The organism is Pseudomonas koreensis (genome assembly GCF_024169245.1).
In the GTDB taxonomy this organism is placed as follows: domain Bacteria; phylum Pseudomonadota; class Gammaproteobacteria; order Pseudomonadales; family Pseudomonadaceae; genus Aquipseudomonas; species Aquipseudomonas koreensis_F.
The window spans coordinates 4,705,507-4,721,871 of the sequence record NZ_JALJWP010000001.1; the positions used below are offsets into that span (position 1 = coordinate 4,705,507).

The 16,365-nt window shown below is 61.9% G+C and carries 19 protein-coding genes and 1 riboswitch; of the genes, 15 read left to right on the plus strand and 4 right to left on the minus strand.

All coding sequences use genetic code 11. From position 1 onward, the window contains the following. Positions 1–174 precede the first annotated feature (174 nt). The 7 genes from J2Y90_RS20670 (at position 175) to J2Y90_RS20700 (ending at position 5,519) form a co-directional block, all read left to right on the plus strand. The gene (locus tag J2Y90_RS20670; protein WP_007968626.1) at positions 175–765 is read left to right on the plus strand and encodes an amino acid synthesis family protein; all 591 of its coding nucleotides are present in this window, start codon (positions 175–177) and stop codon (positions 763–765) included. 32 nt (positions 766–797) lie between these two features. Continuing rightward, entirely contained in the window at positions 798–1,631 is an 834-nt protein-coding gene (locus J2Y90_RS20675; protein ID WP_253502507.1) for an alpha/beta fold hydrolase, read from the plus strand. Next, complete coding sequence (locus tag J2Y90_RS20680; protein WP_253502510.1) at positions 1,628–3,109, plus strand: aldehyde dehydrogenase; 1,482 nt, start codon at positions 1,628–1,630, stop codon at positions 3,107–3,109. Before J2Y90_RS20675 ends, J2Y90_RS20680 begins: the two co-directional genes overlap by 4 nt. Before the next feature lie 12 nt (positions 3,110–3,121). Continuing rightward, positions 3,122–3,607, plus strand: a complete 486-nt coding sequence (locus J2Y90_RS20685) for a flavin reductase family protein (protein WP_253502512.1) — start codon at positions 3,122–3,124, stop codon at positions 3,605–3,607. A gap of 135 nt (positions 3,608–3,742) precedes the next feature. Next, positions 3,743–4,132 (plus strand): carboxymuconolactone decarboxylase family protein, encoded by a 390-nt coding sequence (locus J2Y90_RS20690; RefSeq protein WP_039763896.1) that lies wholly within the window; start codon positions 3,743–3,745, stop codon positions 4,130–4,132. Positions 4,133–4,189: 57 nt separating this feature from the next. Next, on the plus strand, positions 4,190–4,954 hold the full coding sequence (locus tag J2Y90_RS20695) for a GntR family transcriptional regulator (RefSeq protein ID WP_042606770.1): 765 nt from the start codon (positions 4,190–4,192) through the stop codon (positions 4,952–4,954). A 1-nt stretch (position 4,955) separates the two neighbouring features. Then, complete coding sequence (locus tag J2Y90_RS20700; protein ID WP_016775015.1) at positions 4,956–5,519, plus strand: NUDIX hydrolase; 564 nt, start codon at positions 4,956–4,958, stop codon at positions 5,517–5,519. A gap of 122 nt (positions 5,520–5,641) precedes the next feature. Here J2Y90_RS20700 and J2Y90_RS20705 read toward each other — a convergent pair whose 3' ends face one another. Continuing rightward, a complete protein-coding gene (locus tag J2Y90_RS20705) occupies positions 5,642–5,938 on the minus strand; it encodes a DUF1330 domain-containing protein (RefSeq protein WP_253502514.1) in 297 nt (98 codons plus the stop codon). Positions 5,939–6,006: 68 nt separating this feature from the next. On the opposite strand from J2Y90_RS20705, the gene ribBA reads away from it, so the two are divergent. The 5 genes from ribBA to J2Y90_RS20730 all read left to right on the plus strand — a co-directional run bounded on the left by ribBA (position 6,007) and on the right by J2Y90_RS20730 (position 11,358). Beyond that, on the plus strand, positions 6,007–7,116 hold the full coding sequence (ribBA, locus tag J2Y90_RS20710; protein ID WP_253502517.1) for a bifunctional 3,4-dihydroxy-2-butanone-4-phosphate synthase/GTP cyclohydrolase II: 1,110 nt from the start codon (positions 6,007–6,009) through the stop codon (positions 7,114–7,116). 323 nt (positions 7,117–7,439) lie between these two features. Further along, positions 7,440–8,465, plus strand: a complete 1,026-nt coding sequence (locus J2Y90_RS20715) for an ABC transporter substrate-binding protein (protein ID WP_016775018.1) — start codon at positions 7,440–7,442, stop codon at positions 8,463–8,465. Beyond that, positions 8,462–9,370: an ABC transporter permease gene (locus J2Y90_RS20720; protein WP_253505270.1), complete on the plus strand. Its 909-nt coding sequence runs from the start codon at positions 8,462–8,464 to the stop codon at positions 9,368–9,370. Before J2Y90_RS20715 ends, J2Y90_RS20720 begins: the two co-directional genes overlap by 4 nt. Positions 9,371–9,376: 6 nt before the next feature. After that, positions 9,377–10,186 carry an ABC transporter permease gene (locus J2Y90_RS20725; protein ID WP_007918021.1) on the plus strand — a complete coding sequence of 270 codons (810 nt, stop codon included), beginning with the start codon at positions 9,377–9,379 and terminating at the stop codon, positions 10,184–10,186. A 17-nt stretch (positions 10,187–10,203) separates the two neighbouring features. Beyond that, entirely contained in the window at positions 10,204–11,358 is a 1,155-nt protein-coding gene (locus tag J2Y90_RS20730; protein ID WP_253502520.1) for an ABC transporter ATP-binding protein, read from the plus strand. A gap of 201 nt (positions 11,359–11,559) precedes the next feature. Here the strand turns inward: J2Y90_RS20730 and map are convergent, their stop codons facing one another. Both map and J2Y90_RS20740 read right to left on the minus strand, forming a co-directional pair. Further along, positions 11,560–12,351, minus strand: coding sequence for a type I methionyl aminopeptidase (map, locus tag J2Y90_RS20735; protein ID WP_253502523.1), 792 nt, complete (start codon positions 12,349–12,351; stop codon positions 11,560–11,562). Continuing rightward, entirely contained in the window at positions 12,348–12,575 is a 228-nt protein-coding gene (locus J2Y90_RS20740) for a ParD-like family protein (protein WP_003225727.1), read from the minus strand. The genes map and J2Y90_RS20740 overlap by 4 nt, the downstream gene beginning before the upstream one ends. 115 nt (positions 12,576–12,690) lie before the next feature. After that, positions 12,691–12,884, plus strand: a riboswitch (cobalamin riboswitch). 141 nt (positions 12,885–13,025) lie between these two features. Here J2Y90_RS20740 and J2Y90_RS20745 point away from each other — a divergent pair. From J2Y90_RS20745 to J2Y90_RS20755, 3 genes are read left to right on the plus strand one after another with little or no spacing between them, the layout of a single operon-like run. Beyond that, positions 13,026–14,039: an ABC transporter substrate-binding protein gene (locus J2Y90_RS20745; RefSeq protein WP_253502526.1), complete on the plus strand. Its 1,014-nt coding sequence runs from the start codon at positions 13,026–13,028 to the stop codon at positions 14,037–14,039. After that, positions 14,036–15,052 carry a FecCD family ABC transporter permease gene (locus tag J2Y90_RS20750; RefSeq protein ID WP_253502528.1) on the plus strand — a complete coding sequence of 339 codons (1,017 nt, stop codon included), beginning with the start codon at positions 14,036–14,038 and terminating at the stop codon, positions 15,050–15,052. The genes J2Y90_RS20745 and J2Y90_RS20750 overlap by 4 nt, the downstream gene beginning before the upstream one ends. Further along, entirely contained in the window at positions 15,049–15,813 is a 765-nt protein-coding gene (locus J2Y90_RS20755) for an ABC transporter ATP-binding protein (protein ID WP_253502531.1), read from the plus strand. Before J2Y90_RS20750 ends, J2Y90_RS20755 begins: the two co-directional genes overlap by 4 nt. Here the strand turns inward: J2Y90_RS20755 and J2Y90_RS20760 are convergent. Beyond that, complete coding sequence (locus J2Y90_RS20760) at positions 15,752–16,303, minus strand: GNAT family N-acetyltransferase (protein WP_253502534.1); 552 nt, start codon at positions 16,301–16,303, stop codon at positions 15,752–15,754. The two genes, J2Y90_RS20755 and J2Y90_RS20760, sit on opposite strands and share 62 nt — an antisense overlap. Positions 16,304–16,365: the final 62 nt, after the last annotated feature.

Here is a 16,365-nt window from a genome sequence, read left to right on the forward strand (position 1 = left end):
TCAAAAGATCGCAGCGTGCCGCAGCTCCTACAAAGAAGTCGAGGTGTGGCGGAAAGCGAATACATGACCATTCGCCGGGGTGATGCGGCAAATTCCGTCAGGGGGACTTGCAGGATCGGTATTATGGTATACCATCAGACGCACAGACACTCTCAATCCCCAACGGAGCAGCTCATGAGTTTCGAAATTCGCAAGATCGTCAGCTATGTCGAAGAAACCTTCATCGAAGGCGGCAAGGCGACTGACAAGCCGGTGACCATGGTCGGCCTCGCCGTGGTTATGAAGAACCCGTGGGTGGGCAACGGTTTTGTCGAAGACCTCAAGCCGCAGATCCGCGCCAACTGCTCCGACCTCGGCGCCATGATGGTCGAGCGTCTGGTCGGCATCATCGGCGGCGCCGAGAAGATCGAGGCTTACGGCAAAGCGGCAGTGGTCGGCGCTGACGGCGAGATCGAGCACGCTTCGGCGGTGATCCACACCCTGCGCTTCGGCAACCACTATCGCGAAGCGGTGAAAGCCAAGAGCTACCTGAGCTTCACCAACAAGCGCGGCGGTCCGGGCACTTCGATTCAGATCCCGATGATGCACAAGGACGACGAAGGTTTGCGTTCGCACTACATCACTCTGGAAATGCAGATCGAAGACGCGCCGCGTGCCGACGAAATCGTCGTGGTGCTGGGTTGCGCCGACGGTGGCCGCCTGCACCCGCGCATCGGCAACCGCTACATCGATCTGGAAGAACTGGCCGCCGAAAAAGCCCAGTAATCACAACAAGAAAGGCATTGCAGGAGCGCTCCATGATTCGGCTCACCGCTGAACTCACCCCGGCTGGCACCAGTTACCTGGCGACCGGCCAAGGCCAGCCCGTGGTCTTGATCCACGGCGTGGGCCTGAACAAAGAAATGTGGGGCGGGCAGATTGTCGGCCTCGCCAGCCAGTATCAGGTGATCGCCTACGACATGCTCGGCCACGGCGCCAGCCCGCGCCCGGCCAGTGGCACCGACCTGCTCGGTTATGCCGATCAGTTGCTTGAGCTGCTCGATCATCTGAATCTGCCCCAGGCCGCGGTGATCGGTTTCTCCATGGGCGGCCTGGTCGCGCGGGCCTTTGCCCTGCACTACCCGGAGCGTCTGCAAAGTCTGGTGGTGTTGAACAGCGTGTTCAACCGCAGCAAAGAACAGCGTGCCGGCGTTATCGCCCGCACGGCGCAGGCCGCCGAGCATGGCCCGGACGCCAATGCCGAAGCCGCGCTGTCACGCTGGTTCAGCCGTGAATATCAGGCAGCCAACCCAGCGCAGATCGCTGCGTTGCGTCAGACGTTGGCCAACAACGATCCGCAGGGTTACCTGACCACCTACGAATTGTTCGCCACCCAGGACATGTACCGCGCCGACGACCTGAGCAGCATTCAGGCGCCGACGCTGATCGCTACCGGCGAACTCGACCCCGGCTCGACGCCGGAAATGGCCGAGCAACTGGCCCGGCGCATCCCCGGCGCGAAGGTTGCCGTGCTGCCCGAGCAACGGCATATGATGCCGGTAGAGTCGCCGCGTCTGGTCAACCAGATGCTGCTGGAATTTCTCCAATTCGCACACTCCCGACAAAACCATATAAAGGGGATCGTTGCATGACACTCGCACGCTTCCAGATGTGCATCGGCGGAGACTGGGTCGACGCCCTCTCCGGCAAGACCTTCGAAAGCCTCAACCCGGCCTCCGCGCAGGCCTGGGCGGAACTGCCCGACGCCGATGAAGCGGATGTCGAACGCGCCGTGCAAGCGGCGCAGACCGCCTTCGACAGCCCGGCGTGGCGCGGCCTCACCGCCACTGCGCGGGGCAAGTTGCTGCGTCGCCTCGGTGACCTGATCGCGGAAAACAAGGAACATCTGGCGCAGCTGGAAAGCCGCGACAACGGCAAGCTGATCCGCGAAACCCGTGGCCAGGTCAGCTACCTGCCGGAGTTTTTCCACTACACCGCAGGCCTGGCCGACAAGCTCGAGGGCGGCACCCTGCCGCTGGACAAGCCTGACCTGTTTGCCTACACCGTGCACGAAGCCATGGGTGTGGTCGCCGCGATCATTCCATGGAACAGCCCGCTGTACCTGACCGCGATCAAACTGGCCCCGGCCCTCGCCGCCGGCAACACCATCGTGATCAAGCCGTCCGAGCATGCTTCGGCGACCATTCTCGAGCTGGCGCGTCTTGCCCTCGAAGCCGGGATTCCGCCGGGCGTGGTCAACGTCGTCACCGGTTACGGCCCGAGCACCGGCGCCGCCCTCACCCGCCATCCGCTGATCCGCAAGATTGCCTTCACTGGCGGCGCGGCCACGGCACGGCATGTGGTGCGCAGCAGCGCCGAGAACTTCGCCAAGCTGTCGCTGGAACTGGGCGGCAAGTCGCCGAATATCATTTTTGCCGACGCCGATCTGGAGAGTGCGATCAACGGCGCGATTGCCGGGATCTACGCGGCATCCGGGCAGAGTTGCGTGTCCGGTTCGCGCTTGCTGGTGCAGGACGAAATCTACGACGAGTTCGTCAATCGTCTGGTCGAGCGCGCCCAGCGCATTCGCATCGGCAACCCCCAGGAAGACCATAGCGAGATGGGCCCGATGGCCACCGCGCAGCAACTGGCGGTGGTCGAAGGTCTGGTCGCCGATGCCGTCGCCGAAGGCGCGCGTTTGCGCACTGGTGGCAAGCGCCCGGCGGATCTCGGCGAAGGCTGGTTCTACGAGCCGACGCTGTTCGAATGCGACCGTAATTCGATGAAGATCATGCAGGAAGAAGTGTTCGGCCCGGTGGCGTCGGTGATTCGTTTCAAAGACGAAGCCGAAGCACTGGCGATCGCCAACGACTCGCAGTTCGGCCTCGCAGCCGGCATCTGGACCCGTGACCTGGGCCGCGCCCACCGACTGGCGCGCGACGTGCGCTCAGGGATCATCTGGGTCAACACCTACCGCGCAGTGTCGGCGATGGCGCCGATCGGCGGCTTCAAGAACAGTGGCTATGGACGCGAAAGCGGCATCGACTCGGTGCTGGCCTACACCGAACTGAAAACGGTGTGGATCAACCTCTCCCAGGCGCCAATGCCTGATCCGTTTGTGATGCGCTAGGAGTCCTGCGAAATGATCGAACCCGGCATTTACAAAGACGTCATGAGCTCGTTTCCGTCCGGCGTCACGGTGGTCACCACCCTTGACCCGGAGGGCGGCATCGTCGGCATTACTGCCAGCGCGTTCAGCGCGCTGTCGATCGACCCGGCGCTGGTGCTGTTCTGCCCCAACTATGCGTCCGACACCTACCCGGTGCTGCGCGACAGCAAGAAATTCGCCATCCACTTGCTCTCCGCCGAGCAGACCGCCGAAGCCTACGCGTTCGCCGGCAAGGGCAAGGAAAAGGCCAAGGGCATCGAGTGGCACCTGAGCGAACTGGGCAACCCGATCCTGGCCAAGGCCACGGCGATCATCGAGTGCGAGTTGTGGCGGGAATACGACGGTGGTGATCACGCAATCATCGTCGGCGCGGTGAAGAACCTGATCCTGCCCGAGCAACCGGTGACACCGATGATTTACCACAAGGGCAAGTTGGGTGCGTTGCCCACCCTGACCTGAAGGATTCACACAAATCCCCCTGTGTAGGAGCTGCCGCAGGCTGCGATCTTTTGACTTTGATGTTTAAAAGCAAGATCAAAAGATCGCAGCCTTCGGCAGCTCCTACACGAGGGATCTGTGGTGACTGGAGGAATAATGAGTAACGAAAAGTACGAAAAAGGCCTGCAGATCCGCACGCAGGTGCTCGGCGAAGCCTATGTCCAGCGTTCGATAGACAACGCCGACGACTTCACCCGTCCGCTGCAGGAAATGGTCACCGAATACTGCTGGGGCCATGTCTGGGGGCGTGAGGGTCTGTCGCTCAAGGAGCGCAGCATGATCAACCTGGCGATGATCTCGGCGCTCAACCGCCCGCACGAACTCAAGCTGCATGTGCGTGGCGCCTTGCGTAACGGCCTGAGTCGTGAGCAAATACGCGAAATTCTGCTTCAGGTCGGCATTTATTGCGGCGTTCCGGCGGCCGTGGACAGTTTCCGGCTGGCCCGTGAAGCCTTTGCCGAAGCCGACGCCGAGGCCTCCAGTTAACCCTCGGCTGTTTTGATGCCCGTCTGGCATGGACAGCCAAGCTCAAGAGCGGACCCCATGAAACGCCAGCCACTCGACGACAGCTTCAAGGTCAATCGCAACCCCGTTACCCTGCGCGAAATCGTGCTGGACAAACTGCGGAGCGCGATCATGAATTTCCAGCTCATGCCAGGTGATCGCCTGGTCGAACGCGACCTCTGTGATCGCCTCGGTGTCAGCCGCACTTCGGTGCGCGAAGCCCTGCGTCACCTTGAATCCGAAGGCCTGGTGGAATTCGCCGACGCCAAAGGCCCGCGCGTGGCCATCATCACCCTCGCCGATGCCGTCGATATCTACGAATTGCGTTGCGTGCTCGAAGGTCTGATCGTGCAGTTGTTCACCCTGCGTGCCAAAGCCAAGGACATCAAGGCGCTGGAAAAAGCCCTCGATGACAACCGCAAGGCATTGAAGGACGGCGAGTTGCAACAGGTGATCGACTCGGTGCAGGGCTTCTACGACGTGCTGCTGGAAGGCTCGGGCAACCATGTCGCTGCCACCCAGTTGCGCCAGTTGCAGGCGCGCATCAGCTACCTGCGCGCGACCTCGGTGTCCCAGGAAAACCGCCGCGGCGCGAGTAATCACGAGATGGAAAAAATGGTCGAGGCGATCAAGAGCGGCGACCCGCTGGCGGCGCATCAGGCCTGTGTCGATCACGTCCGCGCGGCGGCTGCCGTGGCCCTCGATTACCTCAAGCGCAAACAGGAAGAAACCGGCGTCGCCGTCAAGGGCACCCCGGCGATCACCCTGCCGATCGCGCTGAAAGAACCGCGCATAGGTCAATGACATGTTCAGCCCGAGCTTTTGCCCGAAATGCGGTGGCCCTGACCTCGGTCAGCAGACGCCGCCGGGCGATACGCACGAGCGCCTGATGTGCCGCGGCTGCGGCTATATTCACTACGTCAATCCGAAGATCATTGCCGGCTGCATCATCGAGCAGGACGGCAAATACCTCTTGTGCCAACGGGCGATCCCTCCGCGCCCGGGCACCTGGACCTTGCCCGCCGGTTTCATGGAAAGCTTTGAGACCACCGAGCAGGCGGCGCTGCGTGAAGTCTGGGAAGAAAGCGGCGTGCGCGCGGAAATCGTCTCGCCGTATTCGATCTTCAGCGTGCCGAAGATCAGCGAGGTGTACATCATCTTCCGCGCCATCGCTTTGGAGATCACCGGACAGTACGGGCCGGAGACCATGGATTACAAGTTCTTCGCCCCCGAAGAGATTCCGTGGGAGCAGATTTATTACCCGGCGATCCGGCAGATTCTCGAGCGCTATATCGAAGAGCGCCAGGCCGGGGTTTACGGGATTTACATGGGTAATGATGACAGCGGCAAGATCCACTTCATGCGCTGACAACGCTTCGCTTTCTGTAGGAGTGAGCCTGCTCGCGATAGCGGTGTATCAGCTAGAGAACTGCTGACTGACACACCGCTATCGCGAGCAGGCTCACTCCTACAGGGGTTTGGTGGTGTGGCTCAGATCGGGGCAATGCCTTCAACGATGATGATCTCCGCCCTCGCCCATTCCTCGCGGTAACTTTTCGCCTCCTGATACGCCGCCGAGCGGTAGCACGCCACGGCTGTTTCATAGCTCTCGAACTCGATAATCACGGTGCGCTGCGGCGTCTGCCGCCCTTCCAGCGCTTCGCTGCGCCCGCCTCTGGCGACAAACTTGCCGCCGAATGCGGCTATCGCCTGCGGGGTGCGCTGGGTGTATTGGCTGTAGTGCTCGGCATCGGCTATATCCACGTGTGCAATCCAGTACGCCTTCATAGTGACCTCTTTGTTGATTTTGTATTATGGTATACCAATATATTTCCAAAGAACCCTGAGAGTCCAGCATGGCCTTCAACAGCATCGAAGAAATCATCGAAGATTATCGCCTTGGCAAAATGGTCCTGCTGGTCGATGACGAAGACCGCGAAAATGAAGGCGACCTGCTGCTGGCTGCCGATCGCTGCACGCCGGAGGCGATCAGCTTCATGGCCCGCGAAGCGCGCGGGCTGATCTGCCTGACCCTCACCGACGAACATTGCCAGCGTTTGGACCTGGAGCAAATGGTACCCGCCAACGGCAGCGTGTTCAGCACTGCGTTTACCGTGTCGATCGAAGCGGCGGTTGGCGTGACCACCGGCATCTCTGCGGCGGATCGTGCCTGCACCGTTGCCGCCGCCGTCGCGCCGAATGCCCGCGCCGAAGATCTGGTGCAGCCCGGTCACATCTTCCCGTTGCGCGCCAAGGAAGGTGGCGTGCTGACCCGCGCCGGGCACACCGAGGCCGGCTGCGATCTGGCGCGGCTGGCCGGTTTCACCCCGGCCTCGGTGATCGTCGAAGTGATGAACGACGACGGCACCATGGCGCGCCGCCCGGATCTGGAGCAGTTCGCACGCAAACACGGGATCAGGATCGGCACCATCGCCGACCTGATCCACTACCGCCTGAGCACCGAGCACACCATCGAACGCATCGGCGAACGTGAACTGCCGACGGTGCATGGCACGTTCCGTTTGATCACCTTCGAAGACCGCATCGAAGGCGGCGTGCACATGGCGATGGTCATGGGCGATCTGCGCCGTGAAGAGCCAACGCTGGTGCGCGTGCACGTGATCGATCCGCTGCGCGATCTGGTCGGAGCCGAGTACAGCGGACCGACGAACTGGACGCTGTGGGCGGCGCTGCAACGGGTCGCGGCGGAAGGTCATGGGGTTGTGGTGGTGCTGGCCAACCATGAATCGTCGCAGGCGCTGCTGGAGCGCGTACCGCAACTGACACAGCCGCCGAGGCAGTTCAGCCGTTCGCAGTCGCGGATCTATTCCGAAGTCGGGACCGGGGCGCAGATTCTGCAGAATCTGGGGGTTGGCAAGCTGCGGCACCTTGGCCCACCGCTGAAGTATGCAGGGTTGACCGGGTATGATCTTGAGGTGGTTGAGAGCATTCCGTACACCGAATAACCCACGTCGAACACGAATCTAAATTGTAGGAGTGAGCCTGCTCGCGATAGCGGTGTGACATTCAGCAATGATGTTGACTGACACACCGCTTTCGCGAGCAGGCTCACTCCTACAAGGGGTTCGCATTTCAGATCCATTTCTTCGAACCACAAAAAAGGACAGCTGCCAGATAACCGGTAAGGCAAAGTGCTTGCACAAAGTTTGGAATACCATAATATGATATTCCATAGACCGAACGACCTGAAAAACCGTCCGGCTACTGCTCCCGACAGGCGGGCAACAACGCAAGGCCCGCTCAAAAACACAACAATGAGGGCGTGAACATGGTGTTGAACAAAGCTGCAACCGCGATCTTTTTCGCGGGACTGCTCAGCGTTACCGGCCAGGCTGCAATGGCTGCCGAAAGCGTGAATTTTGTCAGTTGGGGCGGTAGCACCCAGGATGCGCAGAAACAGGCCTGGGCCGATCCGTTCAGCAAGGCCAGCGGCATCACCGTCGTTCAGGACGGGCCGACCGACTACGGCAAACTCAAGGCCATGGTCGAAAGCGGCAACGTGCAGTGGGACGTGGTCGATGTCGAAGCCGATTTCGCCCTGCGCGCCGCTGCCGAAGGCCTGCTCGAACCCCTCGATTTCAAAGTCATCCAGCGCGACAGGATCGACCCGCGCTTCGTCAGCGATCACGGCGTCGGTTCGTTCTTCTTCTCCTTTGTCCTCGGCTACAACGAAGGCAAGCTCGGCGCCAACAAGCCGCAGGACTGGAGCGCGCTGTTCGACACCAAGACCTACCCCGGCAAACGCGCCCTGTACAAATGGCCAAGCCCCGGCGTGCTCGAACTGGCGCTACTGGCCGACGGCGTTGCGGCTGACAAGCTCTACCCGCTGGACCTGGATCGCGCCTTCAAGAAACTCGACACCATCAAGAAAGACATCGTCTGGTGGGGCGGTGGCGCGCAGTCGCAGCAGCTGCTGGCGTCCGGCGAAGCAAGCATGGGCCAGTTCTGGAACGGTCGCGTCCACGCTTTGCAGGAAGACGGCGCACCGGTCGGTGTGAGCTGGAAGCAGAACCTGGTCATGGCCGACATTCTGGTCATCCCCAAAGGCTCGAAGAACAAGGACGCGGCGATGAAGTTCCTCGCCAACGCCAGCAGCGCCAAGGGCCAGGCCGATTTCTCCAACCTGACCGCCTACGCCCCGGTCAACCTCGACAGTGTGGAGCGTCTGGATTCGACGCTGGCGCCCAACCTGCCGACGGCTTACGCCAAGGATCAGATCACCCTTGATTTCGCTTACTGGGCCAAGAACGGTCCGGCTATCGCGACACGGTGGAACGAATGGCTGGTCAAATGAAAATCGCGGCCACTGCGCCCCGTCCCTCCACTGCCACCGGGAGCGCTGCTGGCGCTTCCGGCTCGGCCTTCAAGCAACGCTGGCGCGGCGCCGGCAACCTCGTCCCGGCGCTGTTGTTCCTCGGCCTGTTCTTCTTGGCGCCGCTGATCGGTTTGCTGCTGCGCGGCGTGCTGGAACCGGTGCCGGGGCTTGGCAACTACGAACAACTGTTCGCCAACTCGGCCTATGCGCGGGTGCTGCTCAACACCTTTTCGGTGGCCGGACTGGTGACGCTGTTCAGCCTGCTCTTGGGTTTTCCGCTGGCCTGGGCGATCACCCTGGTGCCGCGCGGCTGGGGGCGCTGGATCCTCAACATCGTGCTGCTGTCGATGTGGACCAGCCTGCTCGCCCGTACCTATTCGTGGCTGGTGCTGTTGCAAGCCTCGGGGGTGATCAACAAGGCGCTGATGGCCATGGGCATCATCGATCAACCGCTGGAAATGGTGCATAACCTGACCGGCGTGGTGATCGGCATGAGCTACATCATGATCCCGTTCATCGTGCTGCCGCTGCAGGCGACCATGCAGGCCATCGACCCGATGATCCTGCAGGCCGGCTCTATCTGCGGCGCCAGTCCGTGGACCAACTTCTTCCGGGTGTTCCTGCCGCTGTGCCGGCCGGGTCTGGCGTCCGGCGGTTTGATGGTGTTCGTGATGTCGCTCGGTTACTACGTCACCCCGGCGCTGCTAGGCGGGGCGCAGAACATGATGCTGCCGGAGTTCATCATTCAGCAGGTGCAGTCTTTCCTCAACTGGGGCCTGGCCAGTGCCGGCGCTGCGTTGCTGATCGCAATCACCCTGGTGCTGTTCTACTTCTACCTGAAGCTTCAGCCGGAATCTCCGGTTGGCGCCAGTAACGCGAGGTAAGCCGACATGCTCCTGACTCCCAATGCGATGAGCCGCCGGATGCGCTTCGGCCTCTACGCCACCACCGGGCTGATCGGTCTGTTCCTGCTTTTGCCGATCGTGTTCATCGTGCTGCTGTCGTTCGGTTCCTCGCAGTGGCTGGTGTTCCCGCCGCCGGGCTGGACACTGAAATGGTACGGCCAGTTCTTCTCCAACCCCGACTGGATGAACGCCGCTGCCGCCAGCCTCAAGGTTGCCGTGCTGACCACCATTTGTGCCGTGGCCCTGGGTTTGCCGACGGCGTTTGCGCTGGTGCGCGGACGCTTCCCCGGCCGCGAGATGCTCTACGGCCTGTTCACCCTGCCGATGATCGTGCCACTGGTGATCATTGCTGTGGCGGTGTACGCGCTGTTTCTCAAGCTCGGCTACACCGGGACCATGTTCGCTTTCGTCGTCAGCCATGTGATCGTTGCGCTGCCGTTCACCATCATCTCGATCATCAACTCGCTGAAGCTGTTCGATCAGTCGATTGAAGACGCCGCGGTGATCTGCGGTGCCTCGCGCTTGCAAGCGGTGTTCAAGGTGACGTTTCCGGCGATCCGTCCGGGCATGGTCGCCGGCGCCCTCTTCGCCTTTCTGGTTTCGTGGGACGAAGTGGTGCTCAGCGTGATGATGGCCAGCCCGACCCTGCAAACCCTTCCCGTGAAAATGTGGACCACCCTGCGCCAGGACCTGACCCCGGTGATTGCCGTCGCTTCGACGCTGCTGATCGGCCTGTCGGTATTGGTCATGGTGATCGCCGCCGCCCTGCGCCGGCGCAACGAAATCAGCGCCTGAGCGCCCAGGAGTACGACATGAGTGCCGTGATCAAAGACGCATCCCAGCAGAACGACAAACCCCTGGTCAGCCTGCGCAACCTGAACAAGCACTACGGCGATTTTGCGGCCGTCGACAATATCTCGCTGGACATCAAGGACGGTGAATTCCTCACCTTCCTCGGCTCCAGCGGCTCGGGCAAGAGTACGACGCTGTCGATGCTCGCCGGCTTTGAAACACCGAGCAGCGGCGAGATCCTCGTCAATGGCCAGTCGCTGGTCAACGTGCCCCCGCACAAGCGCGACATCGGCATGGTCTTCCAGCGCTATTCGCTGTTCCCGCATCTGTCGGTGCGCGACAACATCGCCTTCCCGTTGGCGATTCGCAAACTCGCTGCGGCCGAGCGCGAAAAACGCGTCGATGCAATGTTGAAACTGGTGCAGCTCGAACAGTTCGCCCATCGCCGCCCTTCGCAACTGTCTGGTGGTCAGCAGCAACGTGTCGCCATCGCCCGGGCGCTGGTGTACGAGCCGCGCATCCTGCTGATGGATGAACCGCTGGGCGCGCTGGACAAGAAGCTGCGCGAGGACTTGCAGGATGAATTGCGCCAATTGCACCGGCGCCTGGGCATCACCATCGTTTACGTGACCCACGACCAGGAAGAAGCCATGCGTCTGTCGCAGCGCATCGCGATTTTCAGCCACGGCAAGATCGTCGGTCTGGGCAGTGGTTATGACCTCTATCAGAACCCGCCGAATGCGTTTGTCGCGTCGTTTCTGGGCAATTCGAACTTCCTCAAGCTCAAGGCCCAAGGTAATGCGGCAGCGAGTTTCGAGGGGCAATCATTGTCGATTCGGCTGACGGCGGGCTTGCACACTGATCAGGATGTGCTGCTGATGGTGCGGCCGGAAAAGGCCTTGGCGCTGAGCACGCAGCAAGCGCTGGATGAGCCGCTGGCGGCGGGTTGGAATGAGGTTTCGGCGAACGTTGTGGAGGTGCTGTTTCTCGGTGAGAGCCAGACGTGCAGCGTGGTGACGGCGGGCGGGACGTCGATGACGGTGAAAGCCCTGTCGGCAGCGGGCATGCCGCTCAAGGCTGGCGACCCGGTGCGGGTTCGCTGGGCGACGGCGGATGCCTGTGTTTATACCGAGTGGGCTGAGAGCGATTTGAACAAGGCCGCAGGGGCCCACTGATTGCGCTGAGTCAGTTGGATCTACCCCCTCACCCCAGCCCTCTCCCCCAGGGGGGCGAGGGGGAAAGGGAGCCGATCTTCATGCTGTTCAAAATGTGAGTTCGACTCGGTATCGCACCTCGGCGTATCTCGCAAGAACACCTCGGTCAGTCCCCTCTCCCTCTGGGAGAGGGCTAGGGTGAGGGAACCAGCCGACGCGGTCTCAGACAATAGCGCCGTAGCCGTCAATCTCATCCGGCCACGCCGTCAGCACTTCGAATCCGGTCTCCGTCACCGCGACCATATGTTCCCACTGCGCCGATAACGAGCCGTCCTTGGTCAGCACGGTCCAGCCGTCCGGCATGTTCTTCACATGGCGCTTGCCGGCATTGAGCATCGGTTCCACGGTGAAGATCATCCCGGCCTTGAGTTTCAGACCCTGACCGGGAAAGCCGTAATGCAGGATCTGCGGCTCATCGTGATAGACCTTGCCGATGCCGTGACCGCAATACTCGCGGACCACGCTGAAGCCCTCCGCCTCCGCCAGGCGCTGGATCGCATGGCCGATATCGCCCAGCGTCGCGCCCGGTTTGACTGCGCGAATGCCTGCGCACATGGCCTCGTAGGTGGTCTTGATCAGGTGCTGCGCTTCGGCGGTCGCCTCACCCACCACGTACATGCGGCTGGTATCACCGAACCAGCCGTCCTTGATCACGGCGATGTCGAGGTTGACGATATCGCCGTCCTTCAACGGCGTGCCCGACGGAATCCCGTGACACACCACATCGTTGACCGATGCACAGACGGTTTTCGGGAAGCCGTGATAACCGACGTTGGCCGGCACGGCTTTCTGCACGTTGACGATGTAGTCGTTGCACAACCGGTCGAGCTCATCGGTGGTCACGCCGGCCTTCACATGCGGCACCAGCATTGCCAGCACTTCGGCAGCCAGTTTGCCGGCGGTGCGGGATTTTTCGATGTCGGCCGGGGTGTTGATCCTGATCTGGTTTCTCATGCGCTGACGGCTTCCTGGGTCAGTTGATGCAGATCCAGTCCGCCGTTCTGTTCGGCGCGGATCAGCAGGCGGCAAATGGCGCTGTGGTCGAGGTTGGGGTGCAGCTCGGCGAGCATGCCGATGCGCATCCAGTGCTCGGCCTGCGCGTTGATCGAGCGACTCAGTGCATTGCTGGAGATGCGCAGATTCTCGTGCATGTCCTCTGAAATCTTTACGATGCCCATATATGAATCCAATACGATATGTATATGGTTCGTATACTAGCCAAACATTGCCCAAGATTGCAAACGCTCCGGCATGAAAACACGGCAGATTCGGCTCCCCTTCACCGGCCTGATCGACTAACATGCCCGCGCCGGTTTCCACACGGAATTAACAGGGAATCCGAAATGCTTGCACAGCATCAATCGGAACTGCCCCCGCAACTGTAGGTGCCGAGCCTGCTCCTCGACTGCCACTGGGTGAACCCCGGGAAGGCCGGAGCATGGCGATGACGCATCAGTCAGGAGACCTGCCGGCACAGTGACTGACTAACCGGCGGGGTGTCCGGGAAGGACATCGTGCCGTGCGCATTTTCCCCGTGCCGGCCTTGCGCAATTTCCACGACCGCGCCCGAGGTGTGTTTCCAAACCGTACCCGCCCGCTCCCGTACGGTTCCCTCTGGAGACTGCCCCATGCTGCTGCCCCGCGTTGCCACCCTGCTCACCGGTCTGAGCCTTTGCGCCCTCGCGCAAGCGGCGCCGACCGCGTATCCGCTCACCGTGGAAAACTGCGGCAGCAGCCTGACCTTTCAACACGCACCCACTCGCACGGTAACTATCGGCCAGGCCGGCACCGAGATGCTCTACGCCTTGGGTCTGGGCAATAAGGTCGTCGGCACTTCGCTGTGGTTCAACGACGTGCTGGGCACATACAAAGCGCAAAACAATACGATCGAGCGCCTCGCCGATAACGAACCGAGTTTCGAAGCGGTGATCGGCAAACGCCCGGAGCTGGTTGCCGTCGAGCTGGAATGGATGGTCGGCCCGCAAGGCGCGGTCGGCACCCGCGAGCAGTTCCATGAACTGAAGGTTCCGACCTACCTGCTGCCCTCCGATTGCGAAGCCAAGGATAACCTCGTCGGTGCGGACGGCACGCGCCTGGCGCCGTTTCGCATCGACAGCATCTACAAAGGCGTAAGCCAACTGGCGGCGATTTTCGACGTGCAGGCGCGTGGCGAACAGCTCAATGAGCAGCTCAAGGCCAGCCTCGCGCAATCGATTGCCACCGCGAAAAACCAGCAGCGCAAAGACGTCAGCGCCCTGGTGTGGTTCTCCAGCGCCGAGATGGACATCGAGCCGTTCGTGGCCGGGCACAAAGGTGTTCCCGATTTCATGCTCAGTACCCTCGGGGTGCGCAACGTCGTCGAGTCGGATGAAGAATGGCCGACCGTTGGTTGGGAAACCATCGCCAAGGCCAACCCGACGTTTCTGGTCATCGCGCGCATGGATCGCCGGCGTTTCCCGGCGGACGATTATCAGAAGAAACTCGCGTTCCTGCGCAGTGATCCGGTGACGCGCAACATGGACGCGGTCAAGCACAACCGCATCATCATCCTCGACGCCATGGCCATGCAGGCCAGCCTGCGCACCTTCGATGGCCTCGCACAATTGGCCAGCGCCATCAACGGCTACGACCTGTCGCAATGAGCAGACGCCTGATCCGTGCCCTGCTGGTTCTGTTGACGCTGTCGGCCGCGCTGATCGGCGGTGTGGCCATTGGCGAGACCTCGATCGAGCCGAGCGTAGTGTTGCAGGTACTGGCGAACAAGCTGTGGGGCGCCGGTTATGTGCTCGACCCGATCGACGAAGGCATCGTCTGGAATTATCGCCTGACCCGCGCGCTGGTCGCGGCAGCCTGCGGTGCCGGTCTGGCGACCTGTGGCGTAATCCTGCAGTCGCTGCTGCGCAATCCGTTGGCCGATCCGTATCTGCTGGGGATTTCCGCTGGCGCCTCGACCGGCGCGGTGATGGTCGCCCTGCTCGGCGTCGGCGCCGGAGCGATCTCGCTGTCGGCCGGTGCCTTTGCCGGTGCGGTGACTGCATTCGTACTGGTGATTCTGTTGGCGCGGGTCAGCGGCTCGGCCAGTGGCACCGGGCAGATCATTCTTGCCGGGATTGCCGGCTCGCAGTTGTTCAACGCCCTCACCGCTTTTCTGATCACCCGCTCGGCCAGCTCGGAACAGGCGCGCGGCATCATGTTCTGGCTGTTGGGCAATCTCGGTGGTGTGCGCTGGCCGTCGGTGTGGCTGGCGGTGCCGGTAGCGCTGCTGGGTCTGGTGGTGTGCCTGTGGCATCGCCGGGCGCTGGATGCGTTCACCTTTGGCGCGGATTCGGCGGCCTCTCTCGGCATTCCGGTACGCCGTGTGCAGATTCTGTTGATTGGCTGCGCCGCGCTGGTCACGGCGGTGATGGTGTCGATCGTCGGCTCGATCGGTTTTGTCGGCCTGGTGATTCCCCACGCCGCGCGGTTGTTGCTCGGCACAGCTCATGCGCGCCTGCTGCCGGCCAGTGCGCTGGGCGGTGCGGTGTTTCTGATTGCCGCCGATGTCCTGTCGCGCACTCTGATCAAGGGTCAGGTGATTCCGGTCGGCGTGATCACCGCGCTGGTCGGCGCACCGGTGTTCGCGCTGATTCTGGTGGGTCGGAGATCGGCGCGATGAACCCGGTTTTGAGTTGTGCTGGTGTGGGCTTCAAGGTGCGTGGTGCCGAGTTGCTCAATGATGTCAGTCTCGATGTGCAGCGCGGCGAAACCCTCGGTATCGTTGGCCCGAACGGCTCCGGCAAATCCACTTTGCTGAAACTGCTCGCCGGCCTGCGTGAACCGAGCACAGGCCAAGTGCAGCTCGACGGCCAAGCGCTTTGCAAATTGTCCCGGCGCAGCATCGCGCAAACGCTCGCCGTGGTTGAACAGCAGGCCGATACCGACGATGGCATCCGCGTGTTCGACGCCGTGGCGCTGGGGCGCACGCCGTGGTTGTCGGCGCTGCAACCGTGGTCGCCGGCCGATGACGCCATCGTCGAGCAAGCGCTGGTCGACGTCGACGCCGTGCACCTGCGCAACCGCCTCTGGCGCAGCCTCTCCGGCGGTGAACGCCAGCGCGTGCACATCGCCCGCGCCTTGGCGCAGCGGCCGCAGATTCTGCTGCTCGACGAGCCGGCCAACCACCTCGACATCCAGCATCAGTTGAGCATTCTGCAAGTGGTGCGCGCACTGCCGGTGACTACGCTGATCGCCCTGCACGACCTCAATCAGGCACTCAAGTGCGATCGCCTGGCGGTGCTGGAACGCGGGCGGCTGGTGGCATTGGGCGAGCCGCTGCAAGTGCTGACGCCGGAGCGCTTACAAACGACTTTCGGAGTCAGGGCGCACTATCTGACGGATCCGTTCGATGGTGCGCAGATATTGCGGTTTCACTCATGAACGATTGCATGTGCGTGGTCTGCCAGACCGGGTCCTTGTCGACCTGAACAATGGCAAAACCCTGGCGCTGCCAGAACTCGATGGCGCCCGGCAGAAACGGATGGGTGTGCAGGTAGATCAGCTCCACGCCGTTGGCTAGCGCGTGTTCCTTCAACGCCCGATACAGCGCACCAGCGAGTCCTGATCGGCGCTGCGAAGGCAGGACGAACAGGCGCACGACTTCCACCACTTTCAGGGTGGGATAGGCGAGTTCCGGAAAGCGTCGGTCGTAGGTCAAATAACCGATCGAGGCGACGATCTGCCCTGCATGACGAGCGATCAGAAAGCAGCCTGCGCCGCGCAGATACACCTCGGCGAAACGCGCCAGATCGTCAGGCGTGCCGGAGGCGCTGAGTTTGGGAAACAGCTCGGCGCGAGCCTTGAGAGTGAAATCGAGGATGGCCGGGATGTCGGCTTCAGAAGCGGCTTGAATGACTGGCTGCGGGTCCATGGGTGCGGGAGGTACCTGAGTTGTGGTGGGTCACGGTAACAATTGCAAGCCTGCCGTGCCAT